The organism is Paenibacillus thiaminolyticus (genome assembly GCF_003591545.1).
Classification (GTDB): Bacteria; Bacillota; Bacilli; order Paenibacillales; family Paenibacillaceae; genus Paenibacillus_B; species Paenibacillus_B thiaminolyticus_A.
The window spans coordinates 91,946-111,535 of the sequence record NZ_QYZD01000017.1; the positions used below are offsets into that span (position 1 = coordinate 91,946).

Consider the following 19,590-nt stretch of genomic DNA (forward strand, 5'->3'; position numbering starts at 1 on the left):
ATAATTTTTTTGGTAATCATGTGGATAAATCCGTTGCGCAAAGAGTGGGGAAACCCACTCTTTCATATTTGCGTGCGGATTCTGAAATATACAGCAACTATTTCCAACTGTGCAGGAGGTCCTTGAATTTGAGTTCACCGAACATTAAATCGGTAGTTGAAAGCATGATCACGCCGTATTTGGAGGAGAACGGTTTCGAACTGGTCGACATTGAGTATGTCAAAGAAGGCAGCAGCTGGTTTCTGCGCATCTTTGTCGACAAAGAGGGCGGCATCGATATTGAGGACTGCGGGCGTATCAGCGAGTACGCAAGCCAGAAGCTGGATGAGACTGATCCGATTGAGGATGCTTATTTCTTGGAGGTATCGTCTCCGGGGGCGGAACGCCCGTTGAAAAAGCCGCAGGATGTGGCCAAGTCGGTTGGCAAGCATGTATTTGTAACTACATACGAGCCGATTGGCGGATTGAAGGAGTTCGAGGGAGAACTGGTGTCGTTCGACGGAGAGACGATGGTTGTCCAGGTTGGCGGCAAAGACCGGGCCATCCCGTATAACAAAGTAGCCAGCGCGCGACTTGCGATTGTCTTTTAACAGTCAGTACCCGTTCAAAGAGCCCGGTATTCAGCACCGGCAGGACTTCTTGAACTTGCATCCTTTTTGAACTGAACAGGAATCAGGCCGTGACCGGTCGAAAGGGGGAGCTAACCAATCATGAGTATGGATTTTATTGAAGCGTTGACCGAAATTGAACGAGAAAAAGGAATTAGCAAGGATGTATTGATTGAAGCGATTGAAGCGGCTCTTATTTCCAGCTACAAGCGCAACTTCAACACCGCGCAAAATGTGCGCGTCGACGTGAACCGCGCGACGGGCGTCATCAAAGTATTCGCCCGCAAGACGGTCGTGGACGAGGTTCTCGACCCTCGTCTCGAAATCTCGCTCCACGCTGCCCGCGAGATGAACCCGAATTACCAGCTGGATGACATTTGCGAGATCGAAGTGACGCCGCGCGATTTCGGCCGTATTGCGGCCCAGACGGCGAAGCAGGTCGTCACTCAGCGCATCCGCGAGGCGGAGCGCGGCCTTATCTATAACGCATTCATCGACAAGGCGGAAGATATCGTGACCGGTATCGTGCAGCGTCAAGATATGCGCAATGTCTTCGTCGATCTGGGCAAGGTGGAAGCGGTTCTGCCGCTGAATGAACTGATGCCGAACGAGAAGTTCAAGCACGGTGATCGGGTGAAGGCATATATTACGAAGGTGGAAAATACGACAAAAGGGCCGCAAATCGTCCTGTCCCGGACACATCCGGGGCTGCTGAAGCGCCTGTTCGAGCTGGAAGTGCCTGAAATCTTCGACGGGGTCGTCGAAATCAAGTCGGTCGCGCGCGAAGCGGGGCAGCGCTCCAAAATCGCGGTCCACTCCCGGAACGAAGAGGTAGATCCGGTAGGGTCCTGCGTCGGACCAAAAGGAATGCGGGTGCAGACGATTGTGAATGAGCTGCGCGGCGAGAAAATCGATATCGTCCGCTGGTCGGATGATGTGAAGGAATATGTCGCCAATGCGCTCAGCCCTTCCAAAGTCGTCGATGTCACCGTGTACGAATCCGAGAAGATGGCACGGGTTATCGTGCCGGATTATCAGTTGTCGCTCGCTATCGGCATCAAAGGCCAGAATGCGCGCCTCGCTGCCAAGCTGACCGGATGGAAGATTGATATCAAGAGCGAGTCTCAGGCTGAGCAGGAGCCTGTCCAGGACGAGGGCGGCATAGCGGAAGACACAGACAGCTTCGATAGCTTCGAAGAATAACACCGAAGGCGCGACCATCGCCATATGTTACGGTCGCAGCCTCCACCGGAAGCTCGATCGGATCGTAAGGGGGAATGAGTCATGAGAACAAGGAAGGTTCCGCTGCGCAAATGCGTCGCCTGTCAAGAAATGATGCCGAAAAAAGAATTGATCCGCGTCGTCCGGACGCCGGAAGACGAAGTCCTCATCGATCTGACCGGCAAAAAATCGGGCCGTGGCGCTTACTTGTGCGGGAAGATGTCCTGCTTCAAGCTGGCGCATAAATCACGGGCGTTGGACAGGGCGTTGAAGCATCAGGTGCAGCCTGAAATCTATGAGCAGCTTGCGCAAGATTTCATCAAGGTGGAAGATGAATTCAATGCGATGAAGGAACAGGTGGACGATGATGAGTAAGCTGATGTCTCAGCTCGGCCTTGCTCAACGGGCGGGCAAGCTGGTGACGGGCGACGAGATTGTCCTCAAGGCGATTCGCGGCAGCCAGGCTCAGCTCGTCATCGTAGCGGGGGATGCATCCGAGAACACGAAGAAGAAGTTTCGGGATAAGTGCAAATCGTACGGTATTCCGTTGGCCATCGGATTTGACAGAGACAGACTGGGAGGCAGCATCGGCAAGCCGGAGCGAGTCGTGCTGGCTGTATTGGACGGCGGATTTGCGACCATGATGCGGAACGGACTGAAAACTATGTCGGAGGTGGAGTATATTGAGTAAACAAGAGAAGGACAATAAAGATAAATTGAGAGTTTACGAATATGCCAAATCGCTCAATATGAGCAGCAAGGAAATTATTACGATACTAAAGCGTTTGAACATACCAGTCAACAATCATATGAGCGTAATGGAGAATGATGCCGTGAAGAAGGTCGAACAGTTTTTCCGTGATGTAAAAGCAAATGCGCAAGCCAAAAGAGAAGGAGGGCAACCTTCGAAGCCGCAAGCGCAGACGAGTCAAGCGGGAACGAAGCAGACCGAAGCGGCGAAAAAGCCGGAACAGCACAAAGATTCGAACGACAGACCGCAAGGTCAGCGCGGATCGCGCGACGGCCAGCGTCAACCGCAGCGCGGCGATCAGCAGCGTGATGGGAATCGCGGGCAAGCGGGACGCAATTCGGATCGCAATGCGCAGCGTGGCGGAGGCGGACAACGAGATCAACAGAGACAGGGCGAGAAGCAAACGACAATGAATACGAGACCGAACCAAACCAACAATAGACCGGGCGGACAGGATTCCACACAACGCAAGCCTCAGGGCGGAGCAGCGAACAATCAGAACCGCGGCGGCGGACAGGGCGGCGGACAGGGCAGCCAAGGACAACGGCAAGGGCAAGGGCAAGGGAAGCCGGGCAATGCGGCAGCTTCGAACCGTTCCAACCCGCCTCGCCGCTTCGAGGATTCCAATGCGAAGGACGGCAAGCGGAACAATAAGCCAGGCAACCGCCGCTTCGACGACAACAAGTTTGGCGGTTCCCGGGGCGGACAAGGCCGCGGCCGCAACAAAGGCCGGAACAACCATCAGCAGCAGGAGCGCCGCGAGAAAATCGATAACACACCGAAGAAAATTATCGTTCGCGGTGCGATGACGGTTGGAGAACTGGCGAAGCTGCTTCATAAGGACGCTTCCGAGGTTATCAAGAAGCTGTTGTTCCTCGGAGTCATGGCGACGATCAATCAGGAAGTCGATCTGGATACGATCCAGCTGATTGCCGATGAGTTCAAGGTCGAAGTCGATCTGAAGCTTCCGGCTATCGAGGATCCGTTCGAAGCAGAGGAAGAAATGGACAACGAGGCCGATCTGATGGAGCGTCCGCCGGTCGTTACGATTATGGGTCACGTCGACCACGGGAAGACGACGCTGCTCGACGCTATCCGCAAGACGAACGTTACTAGCGGCGAAGCGGGCGGCATTACCCAGCATATCGGTGCATATCAAGTTGAATTCAATCAGAAGAAGATTACGTTCCTGGATACCCCGGGCCACGAAGCGTTCACGCTGATGCGGGCGCGCGGCGCGCAGGTAACGGACATTACGATTATCGTCGTCGCTGCGGATGACGGCGTCATGCCGCAGACGGTAGAGGCGATCAGCCATGCGAAGGCGGCCAACGTTCCGATCATTGTCGCTGTCAACAAAATTGACAAGCCCGAGGCAAATCCGGATCGCGTCAAGCAGGAGCTGACCGAGTATGAGCTCGTTCCGGAGGAGTGGGGCGGAGACACGATCTTCGTCAACGTATCTGCGAAGCAGCGCATGGGTCTGGAAGAGCTGCTTGAAATGATTCTGCTCGTCTCCGAGGTCAATGAATTCAAGGCAAATCCGGACAAACGCGCCCGTGGCACCGTCATTGAAGCCGAGCTCGACAAAGGACGCGGACCGGTTGCCCGCATTCTCGTGCAGCACGGCACCTTGCGCGTCGGTGACGCGTTCGTCGCAGGCACCTGCTTCGGGCGGGTCCGCGCGATGGTCAATGACAAGGGACGCCGGCTCAAGGAGGCAGGCCCGTCGACGCCGGTTGAGATTACCGGTCTGACGGACGTTCCGCAAGCTGGCGATCCGTTCATGGCGTTCGAGGAAGAGCGCAAAGCCCGCTCCATTGCCGAGAAGCGCGCGACGACGCTTCGGGAAAGCCAGTGGGGTGCGAACTCTCGCGTCACCTTGGACGATCTGTTCAAGCATATTAAGGAAGGCGAGATGAAGGAACTGAACGTCATCATCAAAGCGGACGTTCAAGGATCGGTAGAAGCGCTGCGCGGATCACTCGAGAAGATCGATGTCGAGGGCGTACGCGTGAAGATCATTCATTCCGGCGCCGGGGCGATTACCGAATCGGATATTATTCTCGCGACGGCGTCTAACGCAATTGTTGTTGGCTTCAACGTGCGTCCGGACGCGCAAGCGAAAGCGACGGCCGATCAAGAGAAGGTGGACATTCGCCTGTACCGCGTTATCTATTCCATCGTGGAAGAGATTGAACAGGCGATGAAGGGGATGCTGGATCCGGAGTACAAGGAAGTCGTCATCGGACACGCGGAAGTGCGCCATACGTTCAAGGTCGGCAAGGTCGGAACGATCGCCGGCTGTATGGTCACGCAGGGCAAGATTTCGCGTTCTGCCGATGCTCGCCTGATTCGCGACGGCATCGTCGTGTTCGACGGCAAGATCGACTCCTTGAAGCGTTTCAAGGACGATGCCAAGGAAGTGGCGCAAGGCTACGAGTGTGGAATTATGCTGGAGAAGTTCAATGACATCAAGGAAGGCGACATTATCGAGGCATTCGTCATGGAAGCCGTGGAGCGATAATCGTGCGGCCTGACCTTGCCAGCATATGATGAAACAACTAATGAAATGAGGTGTATCCCATGGCAAACTTCCGATCCGGACGGGTTGGCGAACAGATGAAGAAAGAGCTGAGTCAGCTCATCCAATTGGAATTAAAAGATCCTCGAATCGGGTTTGTCACGGTGACGGGCGTCGATGTGACGAATGACCTGTCGCTGGCCAGAGTCTATCTCAGTGTGATGGGGACGGAAGAAGAAAGGGAAGATACGATCAAAGCACTGGAAAAGGCCAGCGGCTTTCTCCGCTCCGAGGTCGGCAAGCGAATCCGTCTGCGCCATACGCCGGAGCTGTCGTTCAAGATTGATGCTTCCATTGAGTACGGCAGCCGGATAGAAAAACTGCTTGGCGATATTCGCGACGATCGCGAGACGACATAAATGCAAATGAAGGACTGAACAGGCAAATCGAGCTTCCGGCTCGATTTGCCTGTCTTCACGGAGGTGCCTATGGCAGAAATGTTATCCGACCGCTACGCAGACGATATCGAGCGCGCATGCTCGTTCCTGCGATCATGCGACGATGTGCTCGTCGTGTCGCATGTGCAGCCGGACGGGGATGCGATCAGTTCTACGCTCGTCATCGGCTGGCTCTTGGACAAATGGAATAAAACATATCGGCTGGTTAACGAAAATGGCGTGCCGAGCCGGCTGGCTGACTTGCCGATGGCCGAGCAGATCGACAGTTATCAGGATGGGGAAGGCGAGCCGGAGCAGAAATATTCGACCGTCATATGCGTCGATTGCGCCGACTATGCCCGGATCGGCAAGATAGCGAACTGGGTTGCCCCAGATGCCCGTATTTTGAATATCGATCATCATCCAACGAACGACCGCTATGGCGAGGCGGCCCTGATTCGCGACAATGCCGCAGCGACAGCGGAGATTCTATATGATCTTCTGCTGGCAGCGGGCGTCGACTTGGACGAAAAGGTCGGGACGATGCTCTATACCGGGCTGCTGACCGATACAGGCGGCTTCCGCTACAGCAATACGACTCCGCATGTGATGAGCGTCGCCTCCGAACTGCTGAAGCTGGGGGTTCAAGGGAACGCCATCGCGGATCGGCTGCTCGAAACGATGTCGATGGCGCAGCTGAAGTTAATTCAGCGCGGATTGTCCCGGCTCACCTTTACTCCGGATCAGCGAGTCGGCTGGCTCTTCATCACGCCGGATGATATGCGGGAGACGGGAGCGGTCAATGAAGATCTGGAAGGCCTCGTTAATTATGCCCGCAATGTGGAAGGCGTCGACGTCGGGCTGCTGTTCAAGCAAATTGATGATCAGAACGTCAAGGTGAGCATGCGTTCTTCGGATCGCGTCGATGTCTCCGCGATTGCGAAATCGTTCGGGGGCGGAGGTCATGTTCGGGCTGCCGGATGCAAAGTAAGCGGCATTCTGGATGATATCATTATTCAAGTAGTGGAACGGGTGAAACAAGAATTATGACAGAGCTTCATGGTGTTCTCCCGGTATGGAAGCCGGCAGGCTGGACGTCGCACGATGTCGTGGCCAAAGTCCGCCGGCTCATTCGGGAAAAGCGGATCGGGCATACGGGCACGCTCGACCCTCAAGTCGTAGGGGTACTGCCGTTATGCGTGGGCAGAGCGACCCGACTGGTCGAATATTTACAGGAAATGCCGAAGGAGTATGAAGCGACGCTGCGGCTTGGCGTGTCGACCGATACAGAGGATATGTCAGGCGAAGTAACGGAACGCGCCGATGCATCCCATGTAACCGAAGCGATGGTCAAGGAAGCGCTGCTGTCGTTCATTGGGCCCATCGAACAGGTTCCTCCGATGTACTCCGCAGTCAAGGTGAATGGCAAGCGGCTGTACGAGCTGGCTCGCGAAGGCAAGACCGTAGAGCGCAAGCCGCGTCAAGTGACGATCCATCACATTGAACTAATCGGAATGACGCTTGGCAGGGCTGAACCGGAGGTGCGGTTCCGTGTTCAATGCTCCAAGGGAACGTACATACGAACCCTGTGCGTCGATGTCGGACGCAAGCTGGGAGTCCCGGCGGCAATGGCGGAATTGATACGGACCCGCTCCGCCAACTTCAGGGAAGAGGACAGCTTCACCTTCGCCCAGATTGAAGAAGCGATGGCGGCCGGAACGCTGGCAGATCTGCTGATTCCGATGGATCGCGCCGTCTCGCATTTTCCCGAGCTGCGGGTCGCCCCTGCCTTCGCGCCGCATGCGGTTCAGGGCAAGGGCATCCCGGAACGGGGACTGAGCGTTCCGCCTTTGACGAATTGCATCTATCGGTTGTATGATGAAGAAGGAACTTTTTTCGGCTTGTATCATAAGCCGGACACGGAGCAGGTGCTGCGTCCGATCAAGGTCTTCGTGCCTTAATCGTTCCGCGCAAGGAGGGGAATCCCTTTTTGCGCTATCCTTTGCCCTGTTTTGTGAAACAGATAACATACCGAAAATGTATGCTTGAACCGGATTTGTGGGAACAACTACCAAGATGGGAACGGCGGTTGTGTGCAACCGGAAATACGAATGCAGGGGCTCTGATTACAAATGGAAAAGATAGTGATACATGCAACAGACGGACATGCGGAATGGACGGCGTCGCAGCAGCCGCAAGTGGTGATCCTGGGTCATTTCGACGGTATACACGCCGGCCATGTGAAGGTGATTGAGCGTGGGCTGAAGTATGGGCGGGAGCATGGCCTGCCTGTCGCTCTAATGACCTTCCACCCTCATCCGAAGGCGGTATTCGGCGATGAACGGTATGCAAGATGCCTGACTCCGCCGAAGGAGAAAGAGCGAGTTCTGGCCCAGCTCGGAATCGATCGCTTGTATATTATAGACTTCAATCTGAGCTTCGCCCAGCTGCAGGCCCGCAAGTTCGCGGACTGCCTGTGCAATCTCGGGGTGAAGCATGCCGTGGTCGGCTTCGATAACCGGTTCGGCCATCGCGGGGAAGGCTCGGCCGATCTGCTGGCCGAATGGGGAGAGGGCTGCTTCACTGTCGATATTGTGTCGGCCCACAACGATGACGATGCGAAGGTGAGCAGCACCCGCATCCGCCAATGCCTTGCCGAAGGCGAGATCACGAAGGCCAATCAATTGCTGGCCCGTCCTTATCTGCTGCGGGGGACGGTCATTCATGGCGATGCCCGCGGCCGCACGATCGGCTTCCCGACCGCGAACGTGGACCCGAATGAACCGTATGTCATTCCGAGGAACGGCGTCTACGCCGTCAAGGTGCAGGTTGGCGGAGTGTGGCATGATGGCGTGATGAACATCGGGTTGAAGCCTACCTTCAAGAGCGGGGAGACGAGACCATCGATCGAGGCGCACCTGTTCGACTTCGATGCGGACATTTACGGGGAAGAAGTGACCATTGCCGTCATGGATTTCCTGAGAGCCGAGCAGAAGTTCGACGGCATTGCGGCGCTTGTCGCCCAGATAACGGCGGATGCCGAGGAAGCCCGTCGACGGCTGGCTTCTATGGAGGGCGCGCCGGCATTGGAGAGCGTGTTCCAGGGGTAGCATCGGATGCTGCCGAAATACATCGAGAATCTGCGTTTACTTTTAAATCTGATAGTGATATACTAGTAACGTTGTCGTGAATAGGCGGCAATAGCCTTAGCTTGGTTGCTCGATCTCACCGACGGCAACGAGGCTCTCGGCTGAATAGATAACATATTGGGAGGTGAATAGGATGGCATTGACTCAAGAGCGCAAGCAACAGCTCATTGACATGCATAAGACGCACGAATCGGACACAGGATCTCCGGAAGTGCAGATCGCTATCCTTACTGAGAACATCGTTAATTTGACGGATCACTTGCGGACACATAAGAAAGACCATCATTCCCGCCGCGGATTGTTGAAAATGGTCGGCCAACGCCGTAAGCTTCTTGCTTACTTGAAGAAGAAGGATGTTAAACGTTACAGCGCATTGATCGCGAAGCTCGGACTGCGCCGTTAATAGCAAGGACCTCTTAGCAGCCTGGTTGTTCATCCCGCCTGACAGTGCGGCATGCAGCCGGGTTGCTTTTTAACGATGGGGCGAATTTTGCCCGCTTGCATCGATGCGATGGAGATGATATCAGGCGCAAGGCTGGACGAGCCCCGGTCCGAAGTCTGTTGATACATAATCCTACAATAATGAGTTCATGAACCACATCTAAATGATCTGCCGGAATTTTCGGGCTCATACATTCCCCTTGTTTTTTCAGGCGGGATGCAGGAGATAATGGTAGGTGTAACGAAGATAACTATGCGTAAACTTAAGGAGGGATCCGATGAACCGCATCGAGATGGAACTTGGCGGAAGACCGCTTGTACTCGAGACGGGACGATTGGCGAAGCAGGCCAACGGCGCCGTCAAGGTTCAATACGGTGACACGGTCGTTCTTTGTACCGTGACCGCTTCGAAGGAACCAAAAGATTTAGACTTTTTTCCGCTAACCGTGAATTATGAAGAGCGTCTGTATTCCGTGGGCAAGATTCCCGGGGGATTCATCAAGCGGGAAGGACGTCCGAGCGAGAAGGCGATCCTGGCGAGCCGTCTTATTGACCGCCCGATTCGCCCGCTGTTCCCGGAAGGCTTCCGCAATGACATTCAGATTGTCGATCTCGTCATGAGCGTTGATCAAGATTGCTCGCCAGAGATGGCGGCCATGATTGGAACGTCAGCTGCGCTGTCGATCTCCGATGTGCCGTTCAACGGTCCTATCGGAGGGGTTGTCGTCGGCCGGATTGACGGTCAATTCATCATTAACCCTACCGTGGAGCAGGAAGAGAAGACCGATATTCACGTCACGGTCGCAGGCACGAAGGATGCGATCATGATGGTCGAAGCGGAAGCGAACGAAGTGCCGGAAGAAGTGATGCTGGAAGCAATCATGTTCGGACACGAAGAGATTCGCAAGATTGTCGATGTGATCGAGCGCTTCACTGAACTTGCTGGAACGGCGAAGATGGAGGTTAAGCTCCATGCCGTTGATACGGACGTTAATGCCGCGGTGCGTGCATTTGCGCAGGAGCGTCTGGTCGAAGCGATCCGCATTCCGGAGAAGCATGCGCGCCAGGATGCGATCGATGCCATCAACCAGGAAGCGGTCGAGCATTTTGAAGCACAGTATATCGAGTCGCCTGAACGGATGGATGATGTGAAGGAGACGCTGTACGACATTGTCAAGGAAGAAGTGCGCCGCTTGATTACGCATGAGAAAGTGCGCCCTGACGGCCGCAAGGTGGATGAGATCCGCCCGATCGAGTGCGACACGAGCCTGCTGCCGCGCACGCACGGATCAGGTCTGTTCACGCGGGGTCAGACGCAGGCGCTCAGCATTTGTACGTTGGGGGCATTGGGTGATGTGCAGATTCTGGACGGCATCTCGCTGGAAGAATCGAAGCGCTTCATGCATCATTATAACTTCCCGCCTTTCTCCGTAGGGGAAGCTCGTCCATTACGGGCGCCAGGCCGCCGGGAGATTGGACATGGCGCTCTCGGAGAACGTGCGTTGTCCAAGGTCATTCCGCCGGAGTCGGATTTCCCGTACACGATTCGCCTCGTCTCCGAAGTGTTGGAGTCGAACGGGTCCACATCCCAGGCGAGCATCTGTGCGAGCACGCTGGCAATGATGGATGCAGGCGTTCCGATCAAGGCGCCGGTAGCCGGGATTGCAATGGGGCTTATTAAGGATGGAGAGCATTTCTCGATTCTGTCCGACATTCAAGGCATGGAAGATCATCTCGGAGATATGGACTTCAAAGTGGCTGGGACCGCCGAAGGCGTTACCGCCATCCAGATGGATATCAAAATCGACGGCATTGACCGCAGCATCTTGACGCAAGCCTTGGCGCAAGCGCGTGAAGGGCGCATGTTCATCCTGGAGAAGATGCTTCAGGTCATCGACAAGCCGCGCGAGACGCTGTCTCCGTATGCGCCTAAGATTTTGATCATGCAGATCAATCCGGACAAAATCCGCGACGTTATCGGCGCAGGCGGCAAGGTGGTTAACAAAATCATCGATGAGACTGGCGTCAAAATCGATATCGAGCAGGATGGACGTATCTTCATTGCATCGCCGAATGAAGAGTCCAATATCCGCGCCCGCGATATGATCGAAGCGATCGTCAAGGAAGTCGTCGTCGGCGAAGTATATACCGGAACGGTGAAGCGCATTGAGAAGTTCGGCGCGTTCGTGGAGATTCTTCCTGGCAAGGAAGGGCTCGTTCATATTTCTCAAATGGCGGTTGAACGTATCGCGAAGGTGGAGGATGTCGCTTCCATCGGCGATAAGATCGAAGTCAAGGTTGTCGAGATTGATCAACAAGGCCGCATCAATCTGTCTCGCCGCGTCTTGCTTGAGCCAGCACAGCCGGAAGGGGCAGCGCCTGCAGACGGAAGCGCGCCGGATCGTCCGCGCAGTGGAGGGCGCCCTCCGCATGGAGGATCGCGTCCAAGAGGACCGCGACCGCCAAGGCCGCAATCGTAATAAGGAAGAACAGCATAGATACAAGGAAAGAGGCAGACTGGTTTCTGGCTCTTTTTTTGCGTTCATGTTTTTTATTGGTTCGAGCCAGTCCCGTCTTCCGCCGCATAACTATGCCCGATTTGGCATAGAATCAGAAGGACAAACTGTGGAAAGGAATGGACTCTATGCGGCCAGTCACACGAAAATGGATCTTTATCATCGTTGCCTTGATAGGGGCGCTATATATCGGAACGGGAACAGAGGCAGGATCCTTCATTAAAGAGCGCAAAGCGGTGCTCGCTATCAGTGAGGCGTATCACCTGAATGAGGCGGAAGCGCTGGAGAAGCTTCCGTTGAAGGAACGGATTGCGGAGGAGGCCAAAACCAAATATATCGCACCGATCGACGCGCGAATCGACCGGGTCTGGAAAGCCATCCCGGGGTACAACGGGCTGGAGGTTGATCGGGAGCGAACGTACGAAGCCAATAAAGCGAAGCGGGCGGATGCCGGCATCACATGGGTCATGCGAGAAATTCCGCCGCGGGTGACGCTCGAACAATTGGAGCCGCAGCCGATCTATCGCGGCAATCCGAATAAGAAGATGGCCGGGCTGATGATTAATGTCGCATGGGGGAACGAGCATATCGAACCGATGTTGGCGACGCTCAAGGAAGAAAAAGTGAAGGCAACGTTTTTCCTTGATGGAAGCTGGTTGAAAAAAAACCCAGAGATGGCGAAGCGGATTCAGGAGGAAGGACATGAACTGGAGAATCATGCCTATTCCCATCCGAACATGAGCGAGCTGAGCGCGGGCTTGCAGGCCCAGCAAATCGAGAAAACGAAGCGCCTGCTGGAGACGACCCTCCAGGTGAAAAACAAATGGTTCGCGCCCCCATCCGGCGATTTCAACGCGCTGACGGTTCAGACCGCTCACGCGTACGGATTGAAGACCGTCATGTGGACGGTGGACACCGTCGATTGGAAAAATCCGGAGCCTTCCGCCGTCATTCGCAAAATCGACGCGAAGGTGGAGCCCGGCTCCCTCATCCTGATGCATCCGACGCCTTCCTCCAAGGCTGCGCTGCCGGGCATCATCCGCACGATTCGCAGCAAAGGCCTATTGCCCGGAACGGTCAGCGAGACTCTGTCCGAGAAGCGGCTCGACGTGGAGTTGGTTGAGCCGCGTTAAGTTTTTTGGTAGGATTAGAGGGGCAACAAGGATTGAACTTCGGATGAGGAGGATTGCCGGTGGAGAAAGTGCAGTTAAGTAACGGTCTGCGGGTCGTTATGGAAAAAATACCAACCTGCCGTTCCGTGTCATTCGGCATTTGGGTGAAGACCGGTTCACGCAATGAGTATGAGACGACCAACGGTATTTCTCATTTTATTGAGCACATGATGTTCAAAGGTACGGAGCGGTTCGATGCCAAGGCGATCGCGGATTCGTTCGACGCAATCGGAGGGAATGTGAATGCATTTACTTCGAAGGAATATACGTGCTACTATGCGAAAGTGCTGGATGAGCATCTTCCGATAGCCGTCGATGTGCTGTCTGACATGTTTTTCCGTTCCGCCCTGCAGGGAGAAGAGCTGAGCAAGGAGAAGAACGTCATACTCGAGGAAATCGCAATGTATGAAGACACCCCCGACGATACGGTGCACGATCTCGTCACGCGTGCCGCCTTTGGGGGCCATCCGCTCGCGTATCCGATTCTCGGGACGAGGGAACGTCTGGAGCCGATGGGGTCTACCGACTTGCTCCAATACATGGAGGAGCACTATACAATTGAAAATACGGTGATCGCCGTGGCGGGCAATTTCGATGCCTCCCTATTGGAGCTGCTGGAGAAGCATTTCGGACATTTCCACAATTCCCGACCGTCTTACGAGGTGTCAGCGCCGATATTCGACGGGAGCTCGATCTTCCATCAGAAGAAGACCGAACAGAATCATATTTGCTTGAGCTTGCCAGGCTGCTCCATGACCGATCCGCGGCTCTATGCCATGATCTTATTGAATAACGTTATCGGAGGCGGCATGAGCTCGCGCCTGTTCCAGGAGATCCGTGAGAAGCGTGGCTTGGCTTATGCGGTCTACTCCTATCATTCCTCGCATGCGGATTGCGGACTGTTCACCATCTATGCGGGTACGGCGCCGAAGCAGACGCAAGACGTGCTGGCCATTACGCTTGAGGTGCTTGGCAATCTCGCTGCGCAAGGTTTGACGCAGGATGAATTGAAGAAGGGCAAGGAGCAGTTGAAAGGAAGCTTAATTCTGGGGCTGGAGAGCACCGGCGCCCGGATGAACCGGTTGGGCAAGAACGAGTTGATGCTTGGCCGGCACTATACATTAGATGAAATTATTGCGCGGATCGATTCGATTACGATGGATGACATTACATATGTTTTATCCCGCATGCTGTCCGAGCCGTTTGCCGCGGCCATGGTTGGTGCGAACGATCGCGCAATGTCGGCTTTCAGGAGGGATTACTTTGTTACAGCAAGTCCATCAAGTTCAAATTAAAAAATTGCCCGGCAATGAAGACATTCCGTTGCCGCAGAAAATGTCCGATCTGGCGGCAGGCTTCGATCTGTATGCGGCGGTAGAGGGGCCGCTGACGTTGGCTCCGGGTCACCGCGCCCTGGTGCCGGCCGGATTCGCGATGGCGATGCCGCCATATCTGGAAGCGCAGATTCGCCCCCGCAGCGGACTAGCCTTCAAGCATGGCATCACTTGCCTCAATTCGCCGGGAACGATTGACGCTGATTATCGCGGCGAGGTGAAGGTGCTGCTCGTCAATCTTGGACAGCAGCATTTCACGATTGAGCGCAAGGAGCGGATTGCGCAGATGGTGCTCCAGTTCGTGCCGCAGATCCAATTGACCGAAGTGAATGAGCTGTCCGACACCGCTCGCGGCGAAGGCGGCTTCGGCCACACCGGAACGAAATAGGTTGCCAATGCAGTCACTCTTACGAAGTGGCTGCTTTTTTGATCTTTCAGGTCGGGACGAACGGCCGCATGAAGCCGGTTCGTCGCGGGAGAACGGCCAACCGCGTTCCTCCTTCCGGTTGTCGGTGCACCTTTTGTGGGCTCGCGAATAAGATGTTCTATATATTGCGGGGATAAGGAGTGAACGGCAAGCATGTTAACCGGAGTTCAAGTGGTGTTCATCGGCGGTGACGCCCGGCAGCTTGAGATCATTCAGAAGCTATCCGAGCTGGACGCCACCGTTATTCTAGTGGGCTATGAACAGCTGCAAAATCCGTTCCACGGCGTACAGCGCCAGCCGTTGACGCCGGAGCTGCTGAAAAAGGCCGATGCGGTCGTCCTGCCGGCGGTAGGGACGGATGACAAAGGCAAGGTTCATGCCATATTCACGTCGGAAGAGCTGGTTCTGGCGGAAGAGCATGTGGCCGCCTTGCCGGAGCATGCCGTACTGTTTACCGGAATGGCGAAGCCGTATTTAAGCGAGCTGTGCACGAAATACCGGCTGAAGCTGTTCGAGCTGTTCGACAGGGATGACGTGGCGATATATAACTCGATCCCGACGGCCGAGGGCGCCCTCATGATGGCGATTCAGCATACGGACATTACGCTGCATGGTTCCGAGTCGGTCGTGCTCGGCATGGGACGGACTGGATTTACGATGGCGCGAACGCTGCTTGGCGTAGGAGCACGGGTGCGGATTGGGGTAAGGCGGAACGAACACTTCGCCCGAGCGACGGAGATGGGCTTCAGCCCTTTCTATGTCAGCGATCTGGAGCACGAAGTGTCGAACATCGACTTGCTTTTTAATACGATACCGACTATGATAGTCACAGCGCAGGTCATTGCCCAAATACCCCATCGCGCGGTCATTATCGACCTCGCCTCGATGCCCGGAGGCGTCGACTTCCGATTCGCCGAGAAGCGCGGAATCAAGGCGATGCTGGCCCCGGGATTGCCGGGGATCGTCGCTCCTAAGACCGCGGGACGCATCTTAGCTCAGAGCATCTCACAGCTTCTGCAGGAGTCCATGATGGAACGGGGGGCAATAGGGGAATGACTTACAAGGGAATCACGGTAGGTTATGCGCTGACGGGATCTCACTGCACGTTCGAGGAAGTGATGCCTCAGATTCAGCGGTTCGTCGATGGGGGAGCACGGGTCATTCCGATTGCTTCGAATACGGTCATGACGACGGACACACGGTTCGGAACATCGCAAGGGTGGCAAATGCAGTTGAAAGAAATAACGGGGAATGATATTATTTCTACAATTGTGGAGGCAGAGCCGCTTGGCCCGTCTAAGCTGCTGGACGTTATGGTTATCGCTCCATGCACGGGCAATACGACGAGCAAGCTGGCGAATGCGATGACAGACAGCCCGGTCCTGATGGCCGCGAAGGCGCAGATGCGCAATCAGCGTCCGCTCGTGCTGGCTATCTCCACGAATGACGGCCTTGGATTGAATGCGGCCAATATCGCCAAGCTGTTAGTGGCGAAGAACATATACTTCGTTCCATTCGGGCAGGACAATCCGGTTCAGAAGCCGAATTCACTGGTCGCCCGCATGGATCTCGTGCCCGAGACCTGTATTGCGGCGCTGGAGGGCAGACAGCTTCAGCCGCTGCTGGTGGAACGTTACCAATGAACATAACTTAGTGGATCATCTGCCGAGGGATGCTTCCTCGTATCCCTCGACAGATTGATATAGACGATGGCAAGAGGGGAGAAACGACATATGACGAATCAGAAGCGGTACAATGTTGCAGTAGTCGGTGCAACTGGCGCCGTAGGGGAACAGATTATCAAATTGCTGGAACAACGTCAATTTCCCATTGAGACGCTGACATTGCTGTCATCCGCGCGTTCCGCCGGAACGAAGATTGTATTTAACGGTCAGGAGATTACGGTGCAGGAAGCGAAGCCGGAGAGCTTCGAGGGGATAGATATTGCCTTGTTCAGCGCAGGCGGCGACGTGTCGAAGGCGCTTGCTCCGGAAGCGATTAAGCGGGGAGCGGTATGTATTGATAACACGAACGCTTACCGCATGGATCCGAATACGCCGCTCGTCGTTCCTGAAGTGAATATAGATAAAGTGGCAGAGAATCAGGGTCTCATTGCCAATCCGAATTGCTCCACGATCCAGATGGTTGTCGCGTTGAAGCCGCTTTATGATCGGTATGGCATCTCCAAAGTAATCGTCTCGACTTATCAAGCGGTATCCGGAGCGGGAAGCCGCGCGATTGACGAGTTGGAGCGCCAGACGAAGGAAGCGCTGGAGGGCCGGGACGTGAATCCGGATATTCTTCCGGTGGGCTCCTTGCCGGTGAAGCACCAGATTGCCTTTAATGCGATCCCGCAAATCGATAAATTCCAAGATAACGGCTTTACGCTCGAAGAAATGAAAATGATTCGGGAAACGAAGAAAATTATGGGGGACGAAGATATACAGGTGACCGCAACATGCGTGCGCATCCCTGTTGTATTCGGCCATTCCGAGTCCGTATATGTCGAATTGAAGGAAGACTTCCAGCTTGATGAAGTCAAAGAGCTGCTGGCCAACGCCCCGGGCATTACTTTGGTAGACGCTCCGGAAGCTCAACAGTACCCGCTGGCGACCGAATGCGCCGGGAAGCCGGACGTATTTATCGGACGGCTGCGCAGGGACTTGAACGAACCGCGCGCTCTTAACATGTGGATTGTATCCGATAACTTAATGAAAGGCGCTGCATGGAACGCGGTTCAAATTGCTGAACATATTGCGTCGGAGCGGCCATAACGGCAGGCCGTTCCTGCCTTTTTTGTCCATCGGCACGTTATCTGGCAGTCAGTCTTCATGGTTGGAGGAAACGCTATGCGTATATTAGTACAGAAATTCGGCGGCACTTCTTTGTCTACTGCCGAAGCAAGAGAAAAAGTAGTTCAACATATACGGCGGGAGCTTGATCGAGGCTACCGCCTTGCCGTCGTCGTCTCAGCGATGGGCCGGCGGGGAGAGCCCTATGCAACGGATACCCTGCTAGATTGGATGCAAGAGAACGGCGGCGCACTGCTTCCGCGGGAGAAGGATTTATTACTGTGCTGCGGTGAAATCATATCGGCAACGACCTTATGCGGCCTGCTCCGCCGCTATGACATCTCGGCGACAGTGCTGACGGGGGCCCAGGCCGGATTCCGGACGGATCACCAGTTCGGCAATGCCCGCATATTGGACGTATGTCCCGAACGGGTCATCGAAGCCTGGAACCATGCCGATGTCGTTATCGTTACTGGCTTCCAGGGCCAGACCGATGAGGGCGATATCACGACTCTTGGCCGGGGAGGAAGCGACACGTCCGCCACGGCGCTGGGTGCGGCGCTGCATGCGGAAATTGTCGATATTTATACCGATGTGAACGGCATATTGACCGCAGATCCGCGCTTGGTGGAAGATGCGAAGCCGTTATCGGTCGTAAGCTACACGGAGATGTGCAATCTGGCCCATCACGGGGCGAAAGTCATTCACCCGCGGGCGGTCGAGATTGCGATGCAGGCTCAGGTGCCTGTTCGCGTCCGCTCCACCTTCAGCGAAGAAGAGGGAACGCTCGTCACTCATCCGGAAGGCTTCCATGCGGTGGAAACGGCTTTTGTCGATCGGTTCGTGACAGGGATTGCTTACGTGAGCAACGTGACGCAAATCTCGGTGGAAGCCGAAGCGGGCGTCTATGATTTGCAGCTCAAAGTCTTCAAGGCGATGGCGCAAAATCATATTAGCGTAGACTTTATTAATGTTACCCCGTCGGGGGCCGTTTATACGGTGTTCGATACCGATGCTCCTAGTGCGCGGGAGGTGCTAGAGGAGATGGGCTTCGCGCCCAAATTCCTCTCCGGATGCGCCAAAGTGTCGGTTATCGGCGGCGGCATCAACGGTGTGCCGGGAATTATGGCAACGATAGTAGAAGCATTGACGGAGCAGGAGATACAGATACTGCAATCCGCTGATTCGAATACGACGATATGGGTTCTCGTGCGGAAGGAAGATATGGTTCGGGCGCTGCGGGCGCTGCATTCCAAGTTCCATCTGGAGCGGTAATAGAGGATGCCTTTCAGGCATTGATCTGAAGTTGCAAGAGGAGGAGTCTAACAGTGGAGTTCGGAAGATTGATAACCGCCATGGTGACCCCGTTCGATGCCAACGAACGGATTCATTGGCCTGAAGTGGAACGTCTGATTCATGATTTGATTGAGGTGCAGCGGAACGACAGTCTCGTCATATGCGGAACGACGGGCGAATCCCCGACCTTGACCGATGAAGAGAAGGTGGAGCTGTTCAAGTTCGCTGTGGAAAAAGCTGCCGGGCGGGCTCGAATCATTGCCGGAACAGGCAGCAACAACACGGCCCACTCGATTCATCTGACGAAGCTGGCCGAGGAAGCCGGCGTCGATGGCGTTCTATTGGTCGCACCTTACTATAACAGACCGAATCAGGAAGGGCTATACCGTCATTTCAAGGCGATTGCCGAATCGACGAAGCTGCCGGTCATCCTGTATAACGTTCCGGGACGGACCGCTGTAAGCCTGTCTGTCGAGACTACGCTTCGTCTGGCGGAGATACCGAATATCGTCGCGACCAAGGAATGCGCTTCGCTGGAGCAGATGACCCTGATCGTCGATGGCGCACCGGAAGGGTTCTATGTCTACAGCGGCGACGACCCTCTCACGCTGCCTCTCTTGGCCGTGGGGGGCCACGGCGTCATTAGCGTAGCGAGCCATCTAGTCGGCGCGGAGATGAAGATGATGATCGAAGCGTATCTGAACGGGAATAACGAGGAAGCGGCCCGATTGTATCGTCGTCTGTACCTGGTTTTCAAGGGTCTGTTCCATTGTCCGAATCCGGTTGGCGTGAAGTATTTGCTTCAGCTTCGGGGCTATCAGGTCGGTGGTGTCCGTCTCCCGCTGGTAGGGCCATCCGAGAGCGAGGCCGCATTTCTTCACGAGTTGGTTACATCGCTTGATTGAGGTTTCATTTTAGCGAA

19 protein-coding genes are annotated in these 19,590 nt (G+C 55.1%); all 19 read left to right on the top strand.

What is annotated here, in order from left to right; all coding sequences use genetic code 11:
• Window positions 1–128 precede the first annotated feature (128 nt).
• The 19 genes from rimP (at window position 129) to dapA (ending at window position 19,573) form a co-directional block, all read left to right on the top strand.
• Window positions 129–590 (top strand): ribosome maturation factor RimP, encoded by a 462-nt coding sequence (gene rimP / locus DQX05_RS18270; RefSeq protein ID WP_111155390.1) that lies wholly within the window; start codon window positions 129–131, stop codon window positions 588–590.
• 120 nt (window positions 591–710) lie between these two features.
• Complete coding sequence (nusA, locus tag DQX05_RS18275; protein ID WP_087441403.1) at window positions 711–1,811, top strand: transcription termination factor NusA; 1,101 nt, start codon at window positions 711–713, stop codon at window positions 1,809–1,811.
• Window positions 1,812–1,892: 81 nt separating this feature from the next.
• Window positions 1,893–2,204 carry an RNase P modulator RnpM gene (gene rnpM, locus DQX05_RS18280; protein ID WP_119794937.1) on the top strand — a complete coding sequence of 104 codons (312 nt, stop codon included), beginning with the start codon at window positions 1,893–1,895 and terminating at the stop codon, window positions 2,202–2,204.
• On the top strand, window positions 2,197–2,520 hold the full coding sequence (locus DQX05_RS18285; protein WP_006286772.1) for a L7Ae/L30e/S12e/Gadd45 family ribosomal protein: 324 nt from the start codon (window positions 2,197–2,199) through the stop codon (window positions 2,518–2,520). Before rnpM ends, DQX05_RS18285 begins: the two co-directional genes overlap by 8 nt.
• Window positions 2,513–5,107, top strand: coding sequence for a translation initiation factor IF-2 (infB, locus tag DQX05_RS18290; protein WP_119794938.1), 2,595 nt, complete (start codon window positions 2,513–2,515; stop codon window positions 5,105–5,107). Before DQX05_RS18285 ends, infB begins: the two co-directional genes overlap by 8 nt.
• 59 nt (window positions 5,108–5,166) lie before the next feature.
• Window positions 5,167–5,523 (top strand): 30S ribosome-binding factor RbfA, encoded by a 357-nt coding sequence (gene rbfA, locus DQX05_RS18295; RefSeq protein ID WP_119794939.1) that lies wholly within the window; start codon window positions 5,167–5,169, stop codon window positions 5,521–5,523.
• Window positions 5,524–5,592: 69 nt separating this feature from the next.
• A complete protein-coding gene (locus DQX05_RS18300) occupies window positions 5,593–6,591 on the top strand; it encodes a DHH family phosphoesterase (RefSeq protein ID WP_119794940.1) in 999 nt (332 codons plus the stop codon).
• Entirely contained in the window at window positions 6,588–7,502 is a 915-nt protein-coding gene (truB, locus tag DQX05_RS18305; protein ID WP_119794941.1) for a tRNA pseudouridine(55) synthase TruB, read from the top strand. The genes DQX05_RS18300 and truB overlap by 4 nt, the downstream gene beginning before the upstream one ends.
• A gap of 171 nt (window positions 7,503–7,673) precedes the next feature.
• Window positions 7,674–8,651: a bifunctional riboflavin kinase/FAD synthetase gene (locus DQX05_RS18310; protein WP_119794942.1), complete on the top strand. Its 978-nt coding sequence runs from the start codon at window positions 7,674–7,676 to the stop codon at window positions 8,649–8,651.
• A gap of 172 nt (window positions 8,652–8,823) precedes the next feature.
• A complete protein-coding gene (gene rpsO / locus DQX05_RS18315; protein WP_119794943.1) occupies window positions 8,824–9,093 on the top strand; it encodes a 30S ribosomal protein S15 in 270 nt (89 codons plus the stop codon).
• Window positions 9,094–9,409: 316 nt separating this feature from the next.
• Window positions 9,410–11,611, top strand: a complete 2,202-nt coding sequence (gene pnp, locus DQX05_RS18320; protein ID WP_119794944.1) for a polyribonucleotide nucleotidyltransferase — start codon at window positions 9,410–9,412, stop codon at window positions 11,609–11,611.
• 155 nt (window positions 11,612–11,766) lie between these two features.
• Window positions 11,767–12,780, top strand: a complete 1,014-nt coding sequence (locus DQX05_RS18325; RefSeq protein ID WP_119794945.1) for a polysaccharide deacetylase family protein — start codon at window positions 11,767–11,769, stop codon at window positions 12,778–12,780.
• A 59-nt stretch (window positions 12,781–12,839) separates the two neighbouring features.
• Window positions 12,840–14,114 carry a M16 family metallopeptidase gene (locus tag DQX05_RS18330; RefSeq protein WP_119794946.1) on the top strand — a complete coding sequence of 425 codons (1,275 nt, stop codon included), beginning with the start codon at window positions 12,840–12,842 and terminating at the stop codon, window positions 14,112–14,114.
• A complete protein-coding gene (gene dut / locus DQX05_RS18335; protein ID WP_119794947.1) occupies window positions 14,083–14,541 on the top strand; it encodes a dUTP diphosphatase in 459 nt (152 codons plus the stop codon). Before DQX05_RS18330 ends, dut begins: the two co-directional genes overlap by 32 nt.
• A gap of 192 nt (window positions 14,542–14,733) precedes the next feature.
• Window positions 14,734–15,636 carry a dipicolinate synthase subunit DpsA gene (gene dpsA, locus DQX05_RS18340; RefSeq protein ID WP_119794948.1) on the top strand — a complete coding sequence of 301 codons (903 nt, stop codon included), beginning with the start codon at window positions 14,734–14,736 and terminating at the stop codon, window positions 15,634–15,636.
• Window positions 15,633–16,223, top strand: coding sequence for a dipicolinate synthase subunit B (locus DQX05_RS18345; RefSeq protein WP_119794949.1), 591 nt, complete (start codon window positions 15,633–15,635; stop codon window positions 16,221–16,223). Before dpsA ends, DQX05_RS18345 begins: the two co-directional genes overlap by 4 nt.
• A gap of 90 nt (window positions 16,224–16,313) precedes the next feature.
• Window positions 16,314–17,354 (top strand): aspartate-semialdehyde dehydrogenase, encoded by a 1,041-nt coding sequence (locus DQX05_RS18350; RefSeq protein ID WP_119794950.1) that lies wholly within the window; start codon window positions 16,314–16,316, stop codon window positions 17,352–17,354.
• 75 nt (window positions 17,355–17,429) lie between these two features.
• Window positions 17,430–18,647: an aspartate kinase gene (gene dapG / locus DQX05_RS18355; RefSeq protein ID WP_119794951.1), complete on the top strand. Its 1,218-nt coding sequence runs from the start codon at window positions 17,430–17,432 to the stop codon at window positions 18,645–18,647.
• 53 nt (window positions 18,648–18,700) lie between these two features.
• Window positions 18,701–19,573: a 4-hydroxy-tetrahydrodipicolinate synthase gene (gene dapA / locus DQX05_RS18360; RefSeq protein WP_119794952.1), complete on the top strand. Its 873-nt coding sequence runs from the start codon at window positions 18,701–18,703 to the stop codon at window positions 19,571–19,573.
• The last annotated feature ends 17 nt before the right edge of the window (window positions 19,574–19,590 follow it).

Bases quoted from the DNA above. Each gene is read 5' to 3' on its own strand.
- rnpM (WP_119794937.1), top strand. From the start codon at position 1,893: ATGAGAACAAGGAAGGTTCCGCTGCGCAAATGCGTCGCCTGTCAAGAA.
- DQX05_RS18300 (WP_119794940.1), top strand. From the start codon at position 5,593: ATGGCAGAAATGTTATCCGACCGCTACGCAGACGATATCGAGCGCGCA.
- dapG (WP_119794951.1), top strand. From the start codon at position 17,430: ATGCGTATATTAGTACAGAAATTCGGCGGCACTTCTTTGTCTACTGCC.
- DQX05_RS18310 (WP_119794942.1), top strand. From the start codon at position 7,674: ATGGAAAAGATAGTGATACATGCAACAGACGGACATGCGGAATGGACG.
- truB (WP_119794941.1), top strand. From the start codon at position 6,588: ATGACAGAGCTTCATGGTGTTCTCCCGGTATGGAAGCCGGCAGGCTGG.
- nusA (WP_087441403.1), top strand. From the start codon at position 711: ATGAGTATGGATTTTATTGAAGCGTTGACCGAAATTGAACGAGAAAAA.
- rpsO (WP_119794943.1), top strand. From the start codon at position 8,824: ATGGCATTGACTCAAGAGCGCAAGCAACAGCTCATTGACATGCATAAG.
- pnp (WP_119794944.1), top strand. From the start codon at position 9,410: ATGAACCGCATCGAGATGGAACTTGGCGGAAGACCGCTTGTACTCGAG.
- dpsA (WP_119794948.1), top strand. From the start codon at position 14,734: ATGTTAACCGGAGTTCAAGTGGTGTTCATCGGCGGTGACGCCCGGCAG.
- DQX05_RS18285 (WP_006286772.1), top strand. From the start codon at position 2,197: ATGAGTAAGCTGATGTCTCAGCTCGGCCTTGCTCAACGGGCGGGCAAG.
- rbfA (WP_119794939.1), top strand. From the start codon at position 5,167: ATGGCAAACTTCCGATCCGGACGGGTTGGCGAACAGATGAAGAAAGAG.
- DQX05_RS18350 (WP_119794950.1), top strand. From the start codon at position 16,314: ATGACGAATCAGAAGCGGTACAATGTTGCAGTAGTCGGTGCAACTGGC.
- DQX05_RS18325 (WP_119794945.1), top strand. From the start codon at position 11,767: ATGGACTCTATGCGGCCAGTCACACGAAAATGGATCTTTATCATCGTT.
- DQX05_RS18345 (WP_119794949.1), top strand. From the start codon at position 15,633: ATGACTTACAAGGGAATCACGGTAGGTTATGCGCTGACGGGATCTCAC.